The 18,918-nt window shown below is 38.6% G+C and carries 17 protein-coding genes, 4 tRNA genes, 1 pseudogene and 1 riboswitch; of the genes and pseudogenes, 9 read left to right on the top strand and 13 right to left on the bottom strand.

Going from position 1 to position 18,918, the window contains the following annotated elements:
- Positions 1-13 precede the first annotated feature (13 nt).
- Together AC3II9_RS19170 and AC3II9_RS19165 are read left to right on the top strand one after the other, a co-directional pair.
- Entirely contained in the window at positions 14-1,315 is a 1,302-nt protein-coding gene (locus tag AC3II9_RS19170) for an NCS2 family permease (protein WP_489158029.1), read from the top strand.
- A gap of 144 nt (positions 1,316-1,459) precedes the next feature.
- The gene (locus AC3II9_RS19165; protein ID WP_489158027.1) at positions 1,460-3,070 is read left to right on the top strand and encodes a long-chain fatty acid--CoA ligase; all 1,611 of its coding nucleotides are present in this window, start codon (positions 1,460-1,462) and stop codon (positions 3,068-3,070) included.
- 337 nt (positions 3,071-3,407) lie between these two features.
- Here AC3II9_RS19165 and AC3II9_RS19160 read toward each other — a convergent pair whose 3' ends face one another.
- Positions 3,408-3,563: a multidrug ABC transporter ATPase gene (locus tag AC3II9_RS19160; RefSeq protein ID WP_391371609.1), complete on the bottom strand. Its 156-nt coding sequence runs from the start codon at positions 3,561-3,563 to the stop codon at positions 3,408-3,410.
- Positions 3,564-4,026: 463 nt separating this feature from the next.
- On the opposite strand from AC3II9_RS19160, the gene AC3II9_RS19155 reads away from it, so the two are divergent.
- Both AC3II9_RS19155 and AC3II9_RS19150 read left to right on the top strand, forming a co-directional pair.
- Positions 4,027-4,914, top strand: coding sequence for a VOC family protein (locus AC3II9_RS19155; protein ID WP_489158025.1), 888 nt, complete (start codon positions 4,027-4,029; stop codon positions 4,912-4,914).
- Between the two features lie 64 nt (positions 4,915-4,978).
- Complete coding sequence (locus tag AC3II9_RS19150; RefSeq protein WP_391371615.1) at positions 4,979-5,140, top strand: hypothetical protein; 162 nt, start codon at positions 4,979-4,981, stop codon at positions 5,138-5,140.
- Positions 5,141-5,197: 57 nt separating this feature from the next.
- On the opposite strand, the gene trmL is transcribed toward AC3II9_RS19150, so the two are convergent.
- Both trmL and queG read right to left on the bottom strand, forming a co-directional pair.
- Positions 5,198-5,671 (bottom strand): tRNA (uridine(34)/cytosine(34)/5-carboxymethylaminomethyluridine(34)-2'-O)-methyltransferase TrmL, encoded by a 474-nt coding sequence (gene trmL, locus AC3II9_RS19145; protein WP_391371617.1) that lies wholly within the window; start codon positions 5,669-5,671, stop codon positions 5,198-5,200.
- 16 nt (positions 5,672-5,687) lie between these two features.
- Positions 5,688-6,815 carry a tRNA epoxyqueuosine(34) reductase QueG gene (gene queG, locus AC3II9_RS19140; RefSeq protein ID WP_489158023.1) on the bottom strand — a complete coding sequence of 376 codons (1,128 nt, stop codon included), beginning with the start codon at positions 6,813-6,815 and terminating at the stop codon, positions 5,688-5,690.
- A gap of 51 nt (positions 6,816-6,866) precedes the next feature.
- Here queG and AC3II9_RS19135 point away from each other — a divergent pair, with 51 nt between their 5' ends.
- The 4 genes and pseudogenes from AC3II9_RS19135 to AC3II9_RS19120 all read left to right on the top strand — a co-directional run.
- Entirely contained in the window at positions 6,867-7,556 is a 690-nt protein-coding gene (locus AC3II9_RS19135) for a B3/B4 domain-containing protein (protein ID WP_489158021.1), read from the top strand.
- A gap of 11 nt (positions 7,557-7,567) precedes the next feature.
- The gene (locus AC3II9_RS19130; protein WP_489158019.1) at positions 7,568-8,074 is read left to right on the top strand and encodes a hypothetical protein; all 507 of its coding nucleotides are present in this window, start codon (positions 7,568-7,570) and stop codon (positions 8,072-8,074) included.
- 323 nt (positions 8,075-8,397) lie between these two features.
- Positions 8,398-9,237, top strand: a complete 840-nt coding sequence (locus AC3II9_RS19125) for an MBL fold metallo-hydrolase (protein WP_489158017.1) — start codon at positions 8,398-8,400, stop codon at positions 9,235-9,237.
- A 33-nt stretch (positions 9,238-9,270) separates the two neighbouring features.
- Positions 9,271-9,435 (top strand): annotated as a pseudogene (locus AC3II9_RS19120) (tyrosine-type recombinase/integrase); the annotation flags it as partial.
- Between the two features lie 338 nt (positions 9,436-9,773).
- Here the strand turns inward: AC3II9_RS19120 and AC3II9_RS19115 are convergent.
- Positions 9,774-10,685, bottom strand: coding sequence for a S66 peptidase family protein (locus tag AC3II9_RS19115; protein WP_489158015.1), 912 nt, complete (start codon positions 10,683-10,685; stop codon positions 9,774-9,776).
- A 124-nt stretch (positions 10,686-10,809) separates the two neighbouring features.
- Between AC3II9_RS19115 and AC3II9_RS19110 the strand changes: the two genes are divergently transcribed.
- Positions 10,810-11,688, top strand: a complete 879-nt coding sequence (locus AC3II9_RS19110) for a DMT family transporter (RefSeq protein WP_489158013.1) — start codon at positions 10,810-10,812, stop codon at positions 11,686-11,688.
- Positions 11,689-11,723: 35 nt separating this feature from the next.
- On the opposite strand, the gene nagB is transcribed toward AC3II9_RS19110, so the two are convergent.
- The 9 genes from nagB to AC3II9_RS19065 form a co-directional block, all read right to left on the bottom strand.
- Positions 11,724-12,437: a glucosamine-6-phosphate deaminase gene (nagB, locus tag AC3II9_RS19105; RefSeq protein WP_489158085.1), complete on the bottom strand. Its 714-nt coding sequence runs from the start codon at positions 12,435-12,437 to the stop codon at positions 11,724-11,726.
- A gap of 234 nt (positions 12,438-12,671) precedes the next feature.
- Positions 12,672-14,540: a DL-endopeptidase inhibitor IseA family protein gene (locus AC3II9_RS19100; protein WP_489158011.1), complete on the bottom strand. Its 1,869-nt coding sequence runs from the start codon at positions 14,538-14,540 to the stop codon at positions 12,672-12,674.
- A 359-nt stretch (positions 14,541-14,899) separates the two neighbouring features.
- The gene (locus tag AC3II9_RS19095; RefSeq protein WP_489158010.1) at positions 14,900-15,985 is read right to left on the bottom strand and encodes a methyl-accepting chemotaxis protein; all 1,086 of its coding nucleotides are present in this window, start codon (positions 15,983-15,985) and stop codon (positions 14,900-14,902) included.
- Between the two features lie 44 nt (positions 15,986-16,029).
- Positions 16,030-16,743: a hypothetical protein gene (locus AC3II9_RS19090; RefSeq protein ID WP_489158008.1), complete on the bottom strand. Its 714-nt coding sequence runs from the start codon at positions 16,741-16,743 to the stop codon at positions 16,030-16,032.
- 42 nt (positions 16,744-16,785) lie between these two features.
- Entirely contained in the window at positions 16,786-17,160 is a 375-nt protein-coding gene (locus AC3II9_RS19085; RefSeq protein ID WP_489158006.1) for a hypothetical protein, read from the bottom strand.
- Between the two features lie 198 nt (positions 17,161-17,358).
- A riboswitch (cyclic di-GMP riboswitch) is annotated at positions 17,359-17,445 on the bottom strand.
- A gap of 1,094 nt (positions 17,446-18,539) precedes the next feature.
- A tRNA-Leu gene (locus AC3II9_RS19080) sits at positions 18,540-18,620 on the bottom strand.
- Positions 18,621-18,682: 62 nt separating this feature from the next.
- Positions 18,683-18,756, bottom strand: a tRNA-Cys gene (locus tag AC3II9_RS19075).
- Positions 18,757-18,765: 9 nt separating this feature from the next.
- Positions 18,766-18,840, bottom strand: a tRNA-Gly gene (locus AC3II9_RS19070).
- A gap of 3 nt (positions 18,841-18,843) precedes the next feature.
- A tRNA-Gln gene (locus tag AC3II9_RS19065) sits at positions 18,844-18,918 on the bottom strand.

Below are 18,918 nucleotides of genomic sequence, written 5' to 3'. Positions count from 1 at the left end.
GGAGGTTCCTTACATGTTTAAACTAAAAGAAAATAACACAACTGTAAGAACAGAACTGTTAGCAGGTTTAACAACATTTTTAACAATGGTTTATATCGTTGTCGTCAATCCAATTATATTAGCTGATGCGGGTGTTCCGATTGATCAAGTATTTATGGCAACGATTATTTCAGCAATTATCGGTACTTTGTGGATGGCCTTCATGGCGAATTATCCAATTGCGATTGCGCCTGGTATGGGTTTGAATGCCTACTTCACTTATGCTGTCGTGTTAGGCTCCAATGGTACCATTGATTACATGACAGCCTTTGCTGCTGTCTTTGTAGCGGGTTTAATTTTTATCGGCTTAAGTTTAACTTCTTTCCGTGAAAAATTAATTACAGCGATTCCAGCAAATTTAAAGCTAGCGATTACAGCGGGGATCGGTCTTTTCATCGCATTCATCGGTTTACGTATGTCAGGCATTGTCGAAGCAAATGAAGCAAACTTAGTTGGACTTGGAGATTTGTCTAGCTCTGCTGTTCTACTGACGCTATTTGGATTAGCTATTACAGTCGTTTTAATGGCACTAAATGTACATGGTGCTCTATTTTTAGGAATGGTTGCGACATCTATCGTCGCTAGTATTACAGGTCATCTAAAAATAGACGGGATTGTAGCAAGTCCTCACTTACCAGAAGGGATTTTAGTATGGAACCCAATTACCGCAATCGGTGATGTCATTTCTTACGGGTTATACGGCGTTGTCTTTTCATTTATTTTAGTGACGCTATTTGATACGACAGGTACAATGATTGGGGTAGCAAAGCAAGCTGGTTTAATGAAAGGTGATACATTACCGAAAGCACGTCATGCACTTCTTGCGGATTCTGTTGCAACAACAGTCGGATCAATGTTCGGTACAAGCCCAACGAGTGCCTATATCGAATCTTCTGCTGGTGTTGCTGCTGGTGGGCGTACTGGTTTAACGACGTTAACAGTCGCTGTACTGTTTATGGTTGCATCCTTCTTCGGACCGCTTGTTGCCTCATTATCTGGCGTAGCAGCCATTACATCACCGGCGCTTATTATCGTTGGTAGCTTAATGATTGGTGCAGTGAAAAATATTGAATGGGACAACTTCGATGAAGCCTTCCCTGCATTCCTTGTTATTTTAACAATGCCTTTAACATCAAGTATTGCCACTGGTATTGCGTTAGGATTCATTTCATATCCATTAATGAAGGTCGTTAAAGGGCGAGCACGTGAAGTACATCCACTTCTTTATTTATTCGCTGTCCTATTTGTTATCCAACTTGTCTTTTTACCACATTAATCAAAATGTCTCGGGGTTCCCGGGACATTTTCTTTTTGTGTCGAACGTTTATTTCGAAATCGTCTTCATTTTAAAAGGAATTTTCTTAATTAAGTAGAATATTTATCCTTTGTACGTATTTTTTCTAAAAGGGGATGATTAGAAATGATGGATACACAATTAGTATTAACAGGATTCTTAAAACGGGCAGAGAGATATTTCCCGAACAAAACAATCGTTTCTCGTACAAGTGAAACAATGACGCATCGTATCACATATGCAGAGTATGCTAAGCGTACACGTCGCCTAGCCGACGCTTTAACAAAACTCGGGATGACACGCGGCACAAAGGTGGGTACGTTTGCGTGGAATCACCACCGCCATCTTGAGGCTTATTTTGCTGTTCCTTGTGCGGGTGCTATCCTTCATACGATTAATATTCGCCTAGCACCAGAGCACATTATTTATATTATTAATCATGCGGAAGATGAAATTTTATTAATTGATGGCGATTTGTTCCCACTAGTAGAGCCAGCGCTTCCACATTTAAAAACAGTGAAGCATATTATTGTCATGCGCGATGATACAGTCGTTCCTGAATCTAGCTTTGAAAATGTCTATTCTTATGAAGCTTTACTCGCTGAGGCAGATGAAAATTATGCATTTCCTGATGACCTAGACGAAAATTTGCCAGCTGGTATGTGCTATACATCCGCTACAACTGGTATGCCAAAAGGAGTCGTGTATAATCATCGTAGTATTGTGCTACATAGCCTGGCACTTGGGTTAGCCGAATCATTTGGGGTATGTGAGCGTGATGTCAGCATGCCGATTGTCCCAATGTTCCATGTCAATGCTTGGGGGCTCCCATTTGCAGCCGTGAACTACGGTATGACTCTTGTACTACCAGGGCCAATGTTTACACCGCCATTACTGCTTGATTTAATGGAACGGGAAAAAGTCACGGTGACTGCAGGGGTACCGACCATTTGGTTAGGAGTATTAGCGGAGCAAGAAAAAAATCCGCGTGACCTATCCTCTTTACGTCTAGTCATCTCAGGCGGCTCTGCATCACCGAAAGGGCTCATTCAAGCATACGAAGAAAAATTAGGTGTACCATTCGTTGTCGGTTACGGTATGACCGAAACGTCGCCACTTGTTTCTATCTCAAACTACACGACAGAAATGGATGACTATAACAAAGACGAGCGACTCGATATTCGTGCGACACAAGGGCTAACGGTTTCCCTAATTGAAACAGAAATAGTCAATGAAAACGGTCCGGTCCCTCAAGATGGTAAAACAATGGGCGAGCTACGTATTCGAGGACCATGGATTGCATCGGAATATTATAAAGACGAGCGCTCGTCTGAAGCATTCCGCGATGGTTGGCTGTATACGGGCGATATTGCTGTTTTGACAAAAGAAGGCTATATCAAAATTACAGACCGCACAAAAGATTTAATTAAATCTGGTGGCGAATGGATTTCTTCAGTTGATTTAGAAAATGCGTTAATGTCACACCCTGCTGTCTTTGAAGCGGCAGTGATTGCGGTACCGCATGAAAAATGGCAAGAGCGACCACTCGCATGTGTCGTATTACATGAAGGCGCTACAGCAACAAAAGAAGAATTACTTCAATCGCTTGAAGGGCAATTTGCAAATTGGTGGATTCCAGACGATGTTGTCTTCTTAAATGAAATCCCAAAAACATCGGTAGGAAAATTCTTAAAGGCAAAACTACGTGAAGAGTTAAGCGAATACTCTCGTAGCTAATCATTCTTTTAACAGAAAAAACCACGAAGAGCTCAAATGCTTCGTGGTTTTTATTGTTCCTTATCCGTTTCTTTAGGCTCTGCCTTTCGATTACTTCCCCGCTGCTGTTCTTTAATATGTTCCATTTGTTTCCCCAATGCTTTTAACTCCTTCATTGTACTGGCCATATAGCCATTTACGATAGACTCCTTATCCGTATAGACCCCTCCTGTTATATGATATTCCTGTACACCTTAATTTGTGTCCATTTTTTCACAATATATGAAATAAAATATCAATTATAGCAGTATATCTACTCGGAGGGGTCCTATCGTATCATGGTGTTATGTTGCCATCCTTATTCTTCATCGAATTGTTGTGGATCTGGATTCCGCCCATCTTCCTCTAGCTGCTTGCCATCCCGTAAATCCTCCATTTGCTTCCCTAAATAGATGAGTTCTTCCATGTTATTTGCCATATAACCATTTAAAATTTTCTCATTTTCTTTTGTCATCATCATTCCTCCTATTTTTATGATTCCCCATCTCCGTTATTTGAACCATTTTCGTCATAAAATATTAATGGTCAAGCCTTACTAGATAGGATATACTTAATATTGAGAAATTTTTCATTCCATGAGGAGGGTACTTCCATGAGATTATTATTAGTTCTTGGTGTGTGTGCTGCATTCTTAACTGCAATCTTCACAGCTGGGTATGAAGGTAAACCGTTTTCAAAAGAAAACTAATCCTTAACCTACACCGATTAGAAAAACACAACTCGCTTTATCGTACAGTGCGTGGATGTGTTTTCTTCGGCGGAGGATATCCATGAAACTTATACTTTCCTATCCGCCTAAAAAGACGATCGTTTAAACGGTCGTCTTTTTTCTTGACTTTTTTAGATAAAATACATATATTAAGTTACATAAAGTAAGTAACTATCAAAAAATAAACTAAGAGGGGTTTTTCTATCCAATGACTACACACTTTCATCAAAAACCAAATTTGTATACATCACATGTTCAGCTAAAAGTGTCTGACTTAAAACGTTCCATCGAATACTATACAACGATTATTGGCTTTCAAGTCCTAAAACAAACAGAAAACATAGCCTATTTAACATTTGATCATCAAACAAGCTTGCTTTCTTTAGTAGAAGTAAAAGAAGCGATTCCACAACAAGGCTTTACAGGACTTTATCACTTTGCCTTATTATTACCAACTCGTAAAGACTTAGGCAACATCGTGCAACATTTTATTCAACATAATGTTCGTTTAGGCGCAGCAGACCATGATGTGAGTGAGGCACTCTATTTAAATGATCCAGATGGCAACGGGATTGAAATTTATGTAGATCGTCCTGAAAATGAGTGGACTTGGAATGGAGAAGGTTACGTGCATATGGTCACAGAACAACTAAACTTCCAACCCATTTTAGCTGAAGCGGATGGCAACTGGAATGGTCTTCCTAAAGGAACAGTGATGGGGCATATTCACTTATCAGTAAGTGATCTTCACAAAACGGAGGAATTTTATACGAATGTATTAGATTATAATGTGGTCTGTCGTTACGGCGGGCAAGCTCTATTTATTTCCACTGGCAACTATCACCACCATATTGGCTTAAACACTTGGCATAGTGCTGGTCGTCCTGCATTACCTGAAAATGCGGTCGGCTTAAAATCATATACTGTCGTATTACAAGATGAACGATATGCACAAGCCGTCAAAGCGAAATTAGAAACAGCAGGTGTAACGGTTCAACAATACGATGAGGCACCAGCATACGGTGGCAAGCAACTATTTTCAACAGTAGATCCAAACGGTATTCGTATTATTTTCACTGTTGAAGATGAAGTCTAGTTTTCAAAAGTATAGCCTTCTTTAAAAAAGTTCATAATATTTTTTAAAGAAAGGGTGTGACATCTTGGAAAACAATACATTTGCCCAACTTAGCAATGACAAGTTAGAAGAAATCACAGCGCTTGAAAATAAGCTCGGCGTCATTCTCATTGCTTATGATACTGCAACGGCAACAAATCAAATGCACAAAAGCAGCCAATCTATAAGTGAGATTAATCCTTCATAACATAATTTTAAACGCCAGCTATCGTTCAAGATAACTGGCATTTTTTATTTTATGCAATTATTTTAATCCCGGATAGTTTTGTTGTCTTAATGCTTCGTAAATAACAATGGCTGCTGTGTTTGATAAGTTTAATGACCGGATATGGTCGCTTTGCGGGATACGTAAACACATATCGCGACGCTCGTAGGCAAAGTCTTTCGGCAAGCCTGTTGTCTCTTTTCCAAACATAAAATAAATATCACGTGCTGTATCGCTAAAATCATGTGTCGTAAATGGCTCATCACTATATGTTTCAATTAAATACACATCGCCATCCTTTGCATACTCCACAAAATCTTCGAGCGAATCATGGTACACCACATTGACGTGCTCCCAATAATCAAGCCCTGCACGCTTTAGCATTTTATCGTCAGTCGAAAAGCCAAGCGGACGAATTAAATGCAAGCTTGTATTTGTTCCCGCGCACGTACGTGCAATATTTCCTGTATTTGCAGGGATTTCTGGTTGATATAAAACAACATGTAACGGCAAAGTAAAGACCTCTTTCTTATAATAATGCTAATCCTTTTTGAATTTCTTCTAATACTTCTATATCGGTTTCACGTGTCATCGCACATTGTAATGCTTGTTCGGCTTCAGGACCACCAATTTTCCCGAGTGCCCATGCCGCAGTGCCACGAATGACGGGACGTTCATCTTTTTGTAGCACGTCAATTAGCGCTGGCACTGCCGCCTCTTCTTTAAAATGAGCTAATGCTAAAATGGCATTTCGCTGAATCGGCTTTTTCCCACGCCATGAGCCGGATACATGACCAAATTTAGCTTTAAACTCTTTATTTGAAATCGACAAAAGCGGTGTTAATAATGGCTTGGCAATTTCAGGGTCAGGCGTGAATTCTGTATGAATCCAGTTAGCCTTTCCTTTATTTTTTGGACAAACCGTCTGACACGTGTCACAGCCATATAAACGATTTCCGATTTTCCCCCGAAACTCGTCTGGTAAAAAGCCTTTCGTTTGTGTTAAGTACGCGATACAACGTTGTGCATTTAATTGTCCTGCCTCTACAATGGCACCCGTCGGACACACATCTATACAAAGCCTACAATCTCCACACTCATCCTCAATCGGCGTATCTGGTGCAAACGGAATATTTGTAATGAGCTCACCTAAATACACGTACGAGCCAAACTCAGGTGTAATAATGGAACAATTTTTTCCGTTCCAACCGATACCCGCACGCTCCGCTACCGCCCTATCTACTAGCTCACCTGTATCAACCATCGACTTAATACACACATTGGGTACACGCTCTAGTAGCCACTGTTCTATTTTCGCCAGACGTTCGCGAACAGCAACGTGGTAGTCCACTCCCCAGGAAGCACGACAAAAAATACCGCGGCGCTCCCCTTTCTTTCCAACTGGCGCATCCTTCATTTTAGATGGATAGGCAATCGCAATCGCAATAATACTTTCGGCGCTATCGAGTAGCTGCAGTGGCTCTGTTCGCAAGTCTACATTAGACTCTTCAAAACCTGATTGAAATCCTAGCTCTTGCTGACGGCGCAATCTATTTTTTAATTCATGAAATGGCGAGGCCGTTGTGAAACCGATTTTATCTACACCGATGGATTTTGCATATGCAATCAGCTCTTGTTGCAGTTCTGCAATACGCATTTCCTCACCTTCCTTATGATACAATTAACAAAAAAACGTTGGAGTGATTACATGAACATTTCACTTGATGCATCACTGATTGAAAAACATAGCCAATTTAAAATCGGCATTATTCATTATACCAAAATTACGGTCTCACACTCTCCTCAAATGATTAAAGGACGCATGCAACTTTATCAGGAAAATTTATTTTTGGAAATGCAAGACAAACCTGTAACGGAACGTGCTGGTATTCAAGAATGGCGTACATTGTGGAAAACACTTGGTGCTGATCCAAATCGTTATCGCCATTCTGCGGAAAGCTTAATGCGACGAATCGCGAAACAAAATTACCTAACACCTGTTCATTCAGCTGTTGACTTAAATAATTTCTTTTCATTGCAATATGAAATGCCTATTGGGATTTATGATATAGCAAAGCTCGAAGGAGATGTTGTCATTGCATTAGGCGATGAGGAAACAGGATATGAAGGATTGAACGGTCGTTATAACGTACTAAAAAATATCCCGTATTCGCGAGACAAGCTTGGCGCCTTTGGTAGTCCATTTGTCGATTCACTTCGTACTGCAACAACTGAGGAAACGACACAAGCTCTTCACATTTTCTATTTACCACCCTCAATAGATGAGGTTAATGCAAGACAACTCCTTACATCTTCTGGTAATATGTTTACGCAAGTGAATGGTGGCGACTACATAATCGATGTACTTTCTGCCGAGTCACGACATACTTCTTTATAAGGAGCGATTCTATGATTTCATTAGCAGAAGCCGTTAAACTAAAATCAATTTTAAATAAGAAGAAACAAGAGCTAATCTCAGAGATTCATAGCGTATCACATACTGTTGTAGAAAAAGGAGAAGAGCCAAAAGTACCTGAACGCACTTTACAAGTGATTGATGCTGAATTACAAGACATACGCAATGATTCACGTACTTTGGACCGTTTAATTTACGAAGCGAATATTCAAAATACGATTATGTTTGAAAATGAAGCATATACACTCGTTGAGGCGATTGAGTTAGCGATTCAACTTCGTTCACAAGCATCATTATATAAAGACCTTGGTTCATCTGAGAAAGAGTCATTCTTCCACGGTTCAGGAGATACGATCTTTTATCGTGTCGCATTATATGAGCCAAATGAATACCGCGTTAAGGCAAACGAACTGGAAAAATCAGCACATCGCCTATCCAACGCAATCAATGCGAAAAACTATCAAGTACAAATAGACTTTGACGATTCGAAATACTTCTAAGCTCGGGGCGGTGAGACTCGTAACACACTTCGATAAAAACGCTGTTACACCAATAGATACAAGGCTTTTTCAAGGGTATTCCAAGCTAAGTGAATGCCATTTATCAAAAATAGCGTTGTCGGGGGCAAGATTTTAAATATAAGATTGAGGCTTATTGCTTCAATCTTTTTTATTTAGGATGTTTTCAAAAAATATTGTTGCTATTCAACTAACGGAGCAGTTTAGTTCAATATGTATGAATTTTATTGTTCTAGAAAAAGTTTAACTATATAGAACACAACTTACTTTACTTAGTTATAATTAATAAAAAAGGAAGATGTTATATGAAATTAACCGTTTTGGTAGATAATAATACTTTAATTGATCGCTATTTTTTAGGGGAACCTGCGCTATCTTTTTTTATTGAAGAAGATGATAAACGTATCCTTTTTGATACTGGATATTCAGATGCCTTTATAAAGAATGCAGATAAAATGAGAATTGATTTAAGAAATCTCGACTATGTTGCCTTATCACATGGACATGTGGATCATACATGGGGACTGACACATTTAATTAGACTACATATGGAAGCTAAAAATGAAGAAATAAACCACAATACTCCCAAGATTATTGGGCATCCATTGGTTTTTAACACGAAACTAATTGATCCTGTAGGAGAGATAGGGAGTATTTTATCACATGAAAAGTTAAGTAGACACTTTCCAGTCCAATTAACTAAAGAACCATTATGGTTAACAGATAGATTGGTGTTTTTAGGGGAAATTAAAAGAATATTTGATTTTGAAGGCAAAGATTCGATAGGTCAAGTTGTTACAAATCAGGGGAGTATTGACGACTTTGTTGAGGATGACTCAGCAATTGTTTATAAATCTTCAAAAGGGTTAATTATTATCGTAGGATGTGCACATGCTGGAATATGTAACATTATTGAATATGCTAAAGAGGTATGTCAAGAAGAGAGAGTCGTTGATATTATCGGAGGATTTCACCTATTGAATCCAACTAAAGAGCAGTTAGATAATACAGTTCATTATATAAAAAATCTTAAACCTACTAAGCTTCATGCTTGCCATTGTACAGATTTACACTCGAAAATAGCTCTTTCGACAGTTACTGATTTAGGAGAAGTTGGAGTAGGATTAAAACTTTCATATCTATAGTCTTTGACTTAGTTAGCTAATAAAAGCCCTACCCATATACATTGTAGCCTATTATTTAAAGCTGGGGCCTCGCTGAAAGAAGTACAAGATAGATTAGGCCATAGTGATGTAAAAACTACAATGAACATTTACACTCATGTCACGAACAAAGCGAAAGAAGAAGCTACCAAAAAGTTTGAGCAGTACATGAACTTTTGACTACGGGTTTGACTACAACTAAATACGGTTGTATGAAATGCAATGAATGATAAAAATTGAAAAAGACTTGATATATTAAGCTTTTCAGACTGTATGAAATCGTATAGAATTTATAGAAGGAGTCGTTAAAACTCCAAACCGAGTTTGTTACGGGTGTTTTTCGCTTTTTTGCATATTTCACAACTTGAATGCTATATGCAAACCGATGACCAATCACCTGTTACTCCGGTTACCTTTAACAAATGACCAACTATTGCTAAAGGTTACTTCGGTAATTTTGATTATTTTCACACCCGTAACAAAGTGAGCGTGACCGCCTTCGTGCAGTCACGCTCTACTTATTCCACCCCAGGTAAAATACGCAATACTTTTTCATTTGCATCTAAAATAGCGTCCACGCCTAGAGGAATACCGATATTCGGGGTGCAATGACCAATCATAAATCCTGAAACAACCGGCTTTTGAAGCGAGGCTAAATAGTCTCGCATAATCTCAACTACTTGCTCATGCGTCTCCCCTTCCCCTAAATTCGTAAAGCTTCCAATGATAAAGCCTGCCGCTTGCTCTAATTTACGTGCTAAACGTAACTGATTCATCATCCCATCAATTCGCTCAAGCGATTCCCCAATATCTTCTAAAAGAATAATTTTACCGCGCGCATCAAACTCAAATTTCGTACCGAGTGTACTGACTAAACGATTTAAATTGCCACCTGTTAGCTCGCCGCGAACGATGCCATCTGATAACGCCTCTAGTGGACTAATCATTTCATCATATTGCATTTCGATTGGTGTAAATAATTGTTGAAACATTTTAGCGGATAGCGCGTCAAGTGGCTCTAGCCCATTTGATAGCATCGGTCCATGGAATGTCACGACATCCGCAAACTCATTAACAGCCGTATGTAAATACGTAATATCTGAAAAGCCCCAAATAATTTTTGGATTTTCCTCTATTAATTGATAATCGATTTTGTCTGCCATCCGTCCTGCCCCATAACCACCGCACACACAGAAAATGGCTTTTATCTCTTCATCTTGCACCATCGCATGTAAATCTTCCACTCGTTCTTCATCTGTCCCAGCAAGCATTCCTTGTGACATCCCAATAGTTTGTCCTAGCTTATAATGAAGACCGAATGATTCAATAAAATCTATTTTCGCTTGTAGTTGCTCCATTTTTAATGGACTACTTAACGCTACGAGCCCTACTGTATCTCCGCTTTTTATTCTTTTTGGGCGTATTTTCATTGCCTCATTCCCCCTTTTTGTTGATGTTGTTATTTTAACATATGTAGTGCATTGCATTATGTAATGTTCTATTCCTATAATTGTATTTGAGTTTTCGAAATAATTTTAAAAAGGAGTTTTTATTATGAAATTCCCACCACAGCTTTTGCTCGTCCTTGCCACATTGCTTTGGGGTGGTAACTTTGTGATTGGACGAGCTGTAACGGGAGATATACCACCTGTTACACTCGCTTTCTTACGGTGGTGTGTAGCTTTTATGATTTTTTTACCGATCGCTTATAGCCGTACAAAACAAGAATGGTCTATGATCAAAGCACATTGGCCTGCTGTCATTATGATGGCCATGACAGGTGTTGCTTGCTTTAATACACTTGTCTATATCGGGCTCCATTCTACAACGTCGATTAATGCCTCTTTAATGAATTCATCGACACCGATTATTATTTACATATTATCCTTTATCTTTTTGAAAGAACGTTTATCCAAATTTCAGCTATTCGGCACAGCGCTATCATTAACAGGTGTTGCCTTCATTATTTCCGGTGGCTCACTTGAAAGCTTACTTGCCTTCTCCTTTAATAAAGGTGACTTAATCGTCCTTGTAGCTGTCGTTTGTTGGGGTGTGTACTCCCTTCTCGTCAAGCAATATGCTGGACGCTTGCCAGGCTACTCCACGTTTCTCGTGACAATCGCATTAGGTGCACTCATGCTATTACCGTTTACAATTTATGAATTAACGACAACATCAGCTGAGATTGTATGGTCATTCAGTACAATTAGCGCTATTTTTTATGTCGGAATTGCCGCATCCATTGTAGCCTTTTTAAGTTGGAACACGGGCGTCGTAGCACTCGGGGCAAATAAGGCGAGTATTTATCTGAATTTTATTCCGCTTTTTGCTACTATTTTTGCAGTGTTATTCATCGGTGAAGATTTACGCATCGCACAAGTCATCGGTGGCCTCGCTGTTATTTGTGGTGTGATATTATCGAACAAAAAATAAAACAAGCAGGCTCGCTAGCGGCCTGCTTATTTTCATTATTTCACACCTGTATAAATAACCGTTACATCTGGATGATTGTGCAGTGCACTTGCTGGGAAGTCTTCTGTTACTTCGCCCGAACGCAAGCGGTCATATGCTTCCTGTTTAGAAACACCTGAAATTAATAGCACAATTTTACGCGATTGCATAATCGTTTTAATGCCCATTGTAATTGCATGTGTCGGTACATCTTCTGGCTGATCGAAGTAAATTTTATTCGCCTCACGTGTTGACTCTGTTAGCTCCACAATGTTTGTACCTGCTTCGAATGAAGAACCTGGTTCATTAAAGCCAATATGTCCATTCACACCAATGCCTAAAAGCTGCATATCAATGCCACCTGCCGCTTCGATTGCCGCATCATAATCAGTAGCCGCTTGTTCAACGTCTACTACATTACCAGTTGGTACATGAATGTTTTCACGTTTCATATCGATATGATTAAATAAATGTTCGTCCATATAATAGTGGTAGCTCACTTTATTTTCAGGTGCTATACCAATATACTCATCTAAATTAAACGATGTGGCCTCAGCGAACGAAATTTCACCCGCTTGATAGCTAGCAACTAACTCTTTATAAAAGCCTTCTGGTGTCCCCCCTGTAGCCATACCAAATACACTTTGTTTATGTTCTTTTAGTTGTGCTTTAAACAAATCTGCCGCTAACTTACTCATTTCCTCATAGCTAGCTGCTTCCATCCATTTCATATTTGTTTTTGCATTCATTTTGTTTACCCTACTTTCATTCGTTCTCATGTTATACTCATAATCGTAAAATAACAACTGTAAATCCTTGTTACAGTAAGCTTTCTTACCGTTTATCAATATGACATGTATGTGTTAATTTTAAATGAAATATCCTTATTAATCTATGTAAAATATATGGCTATTTTAAAGATATAAATGAATAAGGGCTTAGCTGAAATCTCTAAGCCCTTTATTTTATTTAGCTGCTAGTTTATGCACACGCCAGCCTAGCCCTTCAATATAATGGAGTTCACCAACGTACTTCGCCAACTCATTTGACTCACCGATTGGCACCATCATCTCGAAACGTTTTACATTCCCTGTACTTGAAAGCTCTTTAATCGTTGCCCTACCCCAGTCTAATAAACTTCCCCCATCCGCATCTGGCTGTATTAACACGCCTTTATATTCAATGATCCCTAACGTTTCAATTAAATGATTTGCTTGTTCTTCTGTGTAGACTGCCCCTAAATATGCCTGTAACTTCTCCATTGTATTTAATGTTTCGGCCATGTAACGGTAATATTGATCGTTATAAGTAAAGACGGAGCTATCTCGCTTCCCTTCACCACCACTTACGACATACCAATAACTCGTTTGTGATTGCTCAAACAGTGCTAATGCCTCTTCGGATGTTAAGGCAACTGGCTCATGATTTGCTTTTGTTTCAAGACGATGCACGCGCCAGCCCTTTCCTTTTACAAAGTGGAGTTCCCCTAGGAGTGTCTCGTATTCTCCCTCTACTCCAATTGGGACCATCATTTCGTAGCTTCTCATACTTGCTGTTCGTACAGTTTCTTTAGTCATTGCCTTGGACCAATTTAATAAGCTTCCTCCATCTGCATTCGGCTGTGCTAAAAAGCCGCTACGTTCAATAATCCCTAATGTTTTAATTAATTCTTCTACTTGTTCACCTGTATATACCGTTCCTAAATACGCCTGTAACTTTTCCATCGTATTGAGCGTTTCGCCCATGTAGCGGTAATCTACCCCTTCATAAGTAAAGGTTGCTTCATTTCGTTTTCCTTCGCCCCCCATCACTACATACCAATAGCCTTGTTGTGCTTCTTCAAAAAGGGACTGTGCATCGTCTGTTGTGAACTGAATGCCGTCATCCCCATATAAATGTGGGTTCTTACTTATGGAGGCAATTTTATAATCCATATAACCGTTACGTGTAATTAACATATATAATTGGTTTTTCCCCTCATTTAGGAATCCACTCGTTTCAGGATGGACCAATTCCGCTTTCACTGTAACAGCCAATTCTACTTCCCCGTTTAACCTTGCTACTTCTTTTACTTCCACTAACTCCAGATTTTTTAGTTGTTTCGCCAACACAGCTACATCAAATTTATGATCAACAAATAGATTTTGTGCTTCGCTAGGATTCGTTAAAGCATTGCTAAATAACATCACAGCCGGGTTTACGTTAAACGGAATATTATATTGTGTTGGCAAGAAGTCTGCACTCAATGCACGCGCCATAAAAGCTGAAAACTGCGCTCTCGTTACTTTTTCATTTGGCTTAAATGTGCCATCTGAATACCCTTTTGCAATATCATGCTCCGCTAAACTGACTATTGCTTGATAGCCTTTAGCTGTTTTAGGCACATCTTTAAATTCAAATTGCCCTATACTTTCTAATTTAAAAGCATTGGCAATAGCTTCTGCTACAGCTTCCCTTGTTAACTGTTCATTCGGATTAAAATGTCCTCCTGCTGGAAAAATACCTGCCGCCACTGCTGCTGTAATTTCTTTGTAAGCTGTATGCTGTTTGGATACATCTAAGAAGGCTGGATCTGGATTATTCGTTGTCTGTAACTGTAACGCTCTCACTAGCATTGTCGCAGCTTGTGCTTTCGTAATCGTTTTCTCTGGTTGGAATGTGCCATCTTTATAACCTTTAATGATGCTTTGTTCGACTAAGAAGGTAATCTCCTCTTTTGCCCAATACTGATGCTGTACATCTTTAAACGTAGCAGCTGATGCATTAATTCCGCCAAAAAGAAGTCCCCCTGTTAGTAGTGCTACTGCCGTTCCCCTTTTAACATTTTTCCACATCTTAGTTCCCCCTAATAAATATCATCGTATTGGAAGTCAATAAGGTTTATACATGACCATTAGCTCACCGTGTATTATGTTATTACCTAATATTCTTCATTTTCCAAATTACTCCTCCTTATTCAACAGAACTTTCCACTAAGTTTAATTTTATTCAACATTATATACAATATGAAGGTATATTCATTATGATTACACAAATATCATATTTATTTTTAAATTAAATTTAACATTAACTAACAATCTGTACTTATCTATTATGAGGCTCTTCCTTTTTCTACTGCTCCAATCATATAGAAGCTAAACAAAAAAGAGCTCTCAAATGAATGAGAACTCTCGTTATGTTTATGAACCTGCTTTTACTTAATCGTTTCCTTACCTTGCTCCAATGCTAAAAGTAATTTTTCTGCATCATCTTGTAAATCGACAAGACTCTGTGCCTCTTGAACTAGTTTTTGCATTGTACTTAATTCATCATCGCTAATTTCAACTAGCTCTTCAAACATTTCAACTGATTCTCGGGAAATGAACGAAATGTCTCTCATAGCAGCCATAATTTGCTGAGAGCTTGACGATAATTCTTCCGTACTTGCAGATGAATTCGCATTATTGTCAGCAATAATTTTTATAGTATCTACAATCTTTTCGAACATCGTGCCAATTTCTAAAATAGTTGTATTCGTTTGTGCAAACTCTTCTGTTCCTTGATTCATTGATGTGACAACTTTGTCTGTCTCTTCTTGAATATTTTTTACAATATTCGATACTTCAGCAGCTGACTGACGTGATTGTTCAGCTAATTTACGCACTTCATCAGCAACTACAGCAAACCCTTTACCGTGTTCACCTGCACGGGCTGCTTCGATCGCTGCGTTCAATGCTAATAAATTAATTTGCTCTGAAATCCCTGTAATGACTTTTACAATCATACCAATTTCGTGCGATTTTTCCCCAAGTATATTGATGGCATCAAATGTTGTATTAATCGTTTGATTAAATTGCTCCATTTTTATCATCGAATCTTTTAACTTTTCGTTACCTTCTTGCGTCAATTCTAACGTCGTATTCGATTGTTCTGAAATTTGATTTGATCTGATAGATAGTTCTTCAATCGCTTCTGTCATATCTTCGATCGAAGTAGAGCTCTCTTCAGTAGCGACTAATTGCTTTTTCAACCCTTTCCCTACCTCATCGATTGCGGCCCTTACAATATCAGCCTTCTCAGCTGCGTATTCTCCATGTTCCGTCAGGTTCTCACCTTTTTCATTCACATTTTTTGCGAATGAATGAAATTGCGCTGTTACTTGATCTACTGATAATTCCCCCATTCCATTTATAACCTCATGCGTTATATCAGAATGACGTTTAAGCGAAAAATATTGGTAAGCAAAATACAACGATGTACATAATAAAACTATAATAATCCCCAGCATAATCGCTTCCATGAAAAAAAAATCTCCTATTCTACTAATGTATTAACGATGAAATTTTAAAGTTCTTTTACAATGATGTAAATGCCATCTGCTACAGTCGGTGGAATATGGTTTAACCGCTCATTGTTTTCATATTTATGAACAATATAGTTTCCTTCTACGTCTACATATTTTGTCATGCCATGATACTTCTCCATCAAACGCATGGACTTCGGATTTGTCGCTTCTCCTAACACCAATCGTAAGCCTTCTTCTGTTGCTCTTTTGATTAATATATCGCTTAAACTTTGTACAATGTCATGACGATTATGCTCCGCAATGACACCTAATAAAAATAAATGCAATATTTCTCCATCTTCCATATCTTTCCCATAGCGCTTTTTATAATCTTCTAGGAAACGAATATCGATATCCTCTAATACACGCATTACTACATTCATATCAGCAAACGTGCCGTCAAAAATATCCCCTTCAATAATTTCAAGGGCATTTGTATCCCCAACGAGTGCACCTACCACATTTTTCTCTTCATCTAGCGCAACAGCACAGTAGCCTTGGTGAGCATTTGTCTCGATATATTCCTTTGTAAATTGATAAAAATCTTCGTAAGGTAATTCTAAGGCGTACCCAATGATTGGTTCTTGCACCCATTTGCCAGCAACATCTACTCCAATAAATGTGCTTGCGATACACGCTGCTGCTTTTTCAATTAAATCGGACTGGTCCTTTGTAAGGAGTTCATATGTATATAAAGCTTCAATCGTTTGCATGGTAAAATTCCTCTCTAAGATGTCATTATAGTTCATTCAAGACTAACGCATTGCTAATTGCGAAACATTGTCTACTACTTTTCCTGGGAAGTTAACTCCCTCTAAAGCATTTCGCACTTGCACATATGCAATTTTAGAGCGTGGATTGACAATCACAATATCTTTGAAACCTAGTGATGCATAAAACATGAGTGTTTGCCCTAGCTCTGCCGAAATCTTTGAAGGAACAGGTGATTGATAAGTGCCATCTGCAACAAATGTATACGCATGTTTCGGTACTTTTGCCAATGTCTCTTGCAAATCGTTTAAATATTCCTCTACAACTTCCGCTTTAAGAAATCCTTGTATTTGAACATGTAATTCTTTTTTTGCTTCATAAATGGCCATTTTATATTTTGGTTTATCAACGACTATCATCTCTAATCTCCTTTTTATCGTTAGCTATCCTTCCATTGATAGCGTTTGCATGTTTTTATGTGAATGCTACTCAAACGACTACACCAAGATAACATTCCACCCGTCACTACGACTGATTGCACCTATTCCCTAACGTTTTCTAAACAAAAAAAAACTATCCCTTATAATAATTGGGATAGCCAACCAATCACTTATGATCTTGGCAACCCGACTATCATTATCCAGAAGGATGTTAGACTCGCAGCTTTGCGTCCTTATCTTTCGACAAGTTTGCCTTTTTTAATTTAATAAAAAATCATAATAATACCACATTAATATGTTAATAGTATAAATTATTTGTAAATTTTTTTCTATACTAGTACTTTTTCTAATGAATATTAGACTCATTCGAGTAATTTTTTGATAATAATTAGAAATAAGTAAATAATAAGGTAGCATTAGAAGATTATATAAAGAGGTAGTTTCTACTCCCTCCCTGGTGGCAGGGAAAGTAAGAAAGGAGGTATTATGGAATTATTTCACTATTACTCAAATCCTATATTTACCATATTTTAAAAAGAACAATAACAACCATTGTTATAAATAAAGAAATAATCACCTACGGAGGAGTAAATTATCATCAAAGAAATTCATGAAAGGAGGAGCTAATGCACCAAAATGAACAGTCGAATACAATTATTGACGTTACTATATCTACGTGGGAAGAGGTGTTTTACAACAAGTGAAAACACCCCTGTATATCGCAACCCAATAGTGAGCCATTTATTAACTGAGCCAGTAATCCACTTAAACCTCTGTGTATTTTTCAGATACACACCTCAGCTTTATTTGGAGTGGAGGGCATGATACCTTTGTTCGGGCGTTAACTCCTTATTACTACGCCTATTAAGCTTGAATTATACTCGCAGAGGCTCCATGTAAAGCCTACCGGTAAACTTTGCTACCTCGATAATCTTGTCCACCTATATCCACCAGAATGTTCTAATATTTCGATTGCGATATGGCTCACATTTCAATTGCGAAATACAAAAGAAAAAGCTGTTTGAAAATCAATCTCTTTGATCACTTTTGTTATGTTAATGATTTATAATTTCTGGATAGATTATACGCATACGATTTTATGTAAGAATCGTATTTAAGATAAATAAAAAAGCGCCTGCTCATCCCCGACACGCGCTAGAGAATCCCGACAAGTGTGCTTGCCACACGTAGGAGGGAGTCGAACCGTGGCGAGGGGATGGCGCTTTTGCCTAGACGTAGATGCTCTTTTCAACAACCGTTATCCACAATGCGACATTTTATAATTTCCTTAACAAAAAAACGCTCCTTACAATGTGTAAGAAACGTTGATTTCACTGCATTGGCAAGCAGTCTCATGATACCGGTAGTCGGGGTCGAACCGACACTCCAGAGGAACACGATTTTGAGTCGTGCGCGTCTGCCAATTCCGCCATACCGGCATAATTTTATTAGAGCAAAATTGAGATAAAAAAAAACCGGATACCCGATTTCAATAAAATTCTGGAGGCGGCTACCGGATTTGAACCGGTGATAAGGGTGTTGCAGACCCGTGCCTTACCACTTGGCTAAGCCGCCAGAGAATATTGGAGCGGAAGACGGGGTTCGAACCCGCGACCCCCACCTTGGCAAGGTGGTGTTCTACCACTGAACTACTTCCGCGAATGGCTGGGGTACTAGGATTCGAACCTAGGCATGACGGAATCAAAATCCGTTGCCTTACCGCTTGGCTATACCCCA

This window comes from Lysinibacillus sp. RU7 (assembly GCF_057837305.1).
The sequence above is the reverse complement of the archived record's forward strand: the minus strand, read 5'-3'. Positions and strand labels throughout refer to the sequence as shown.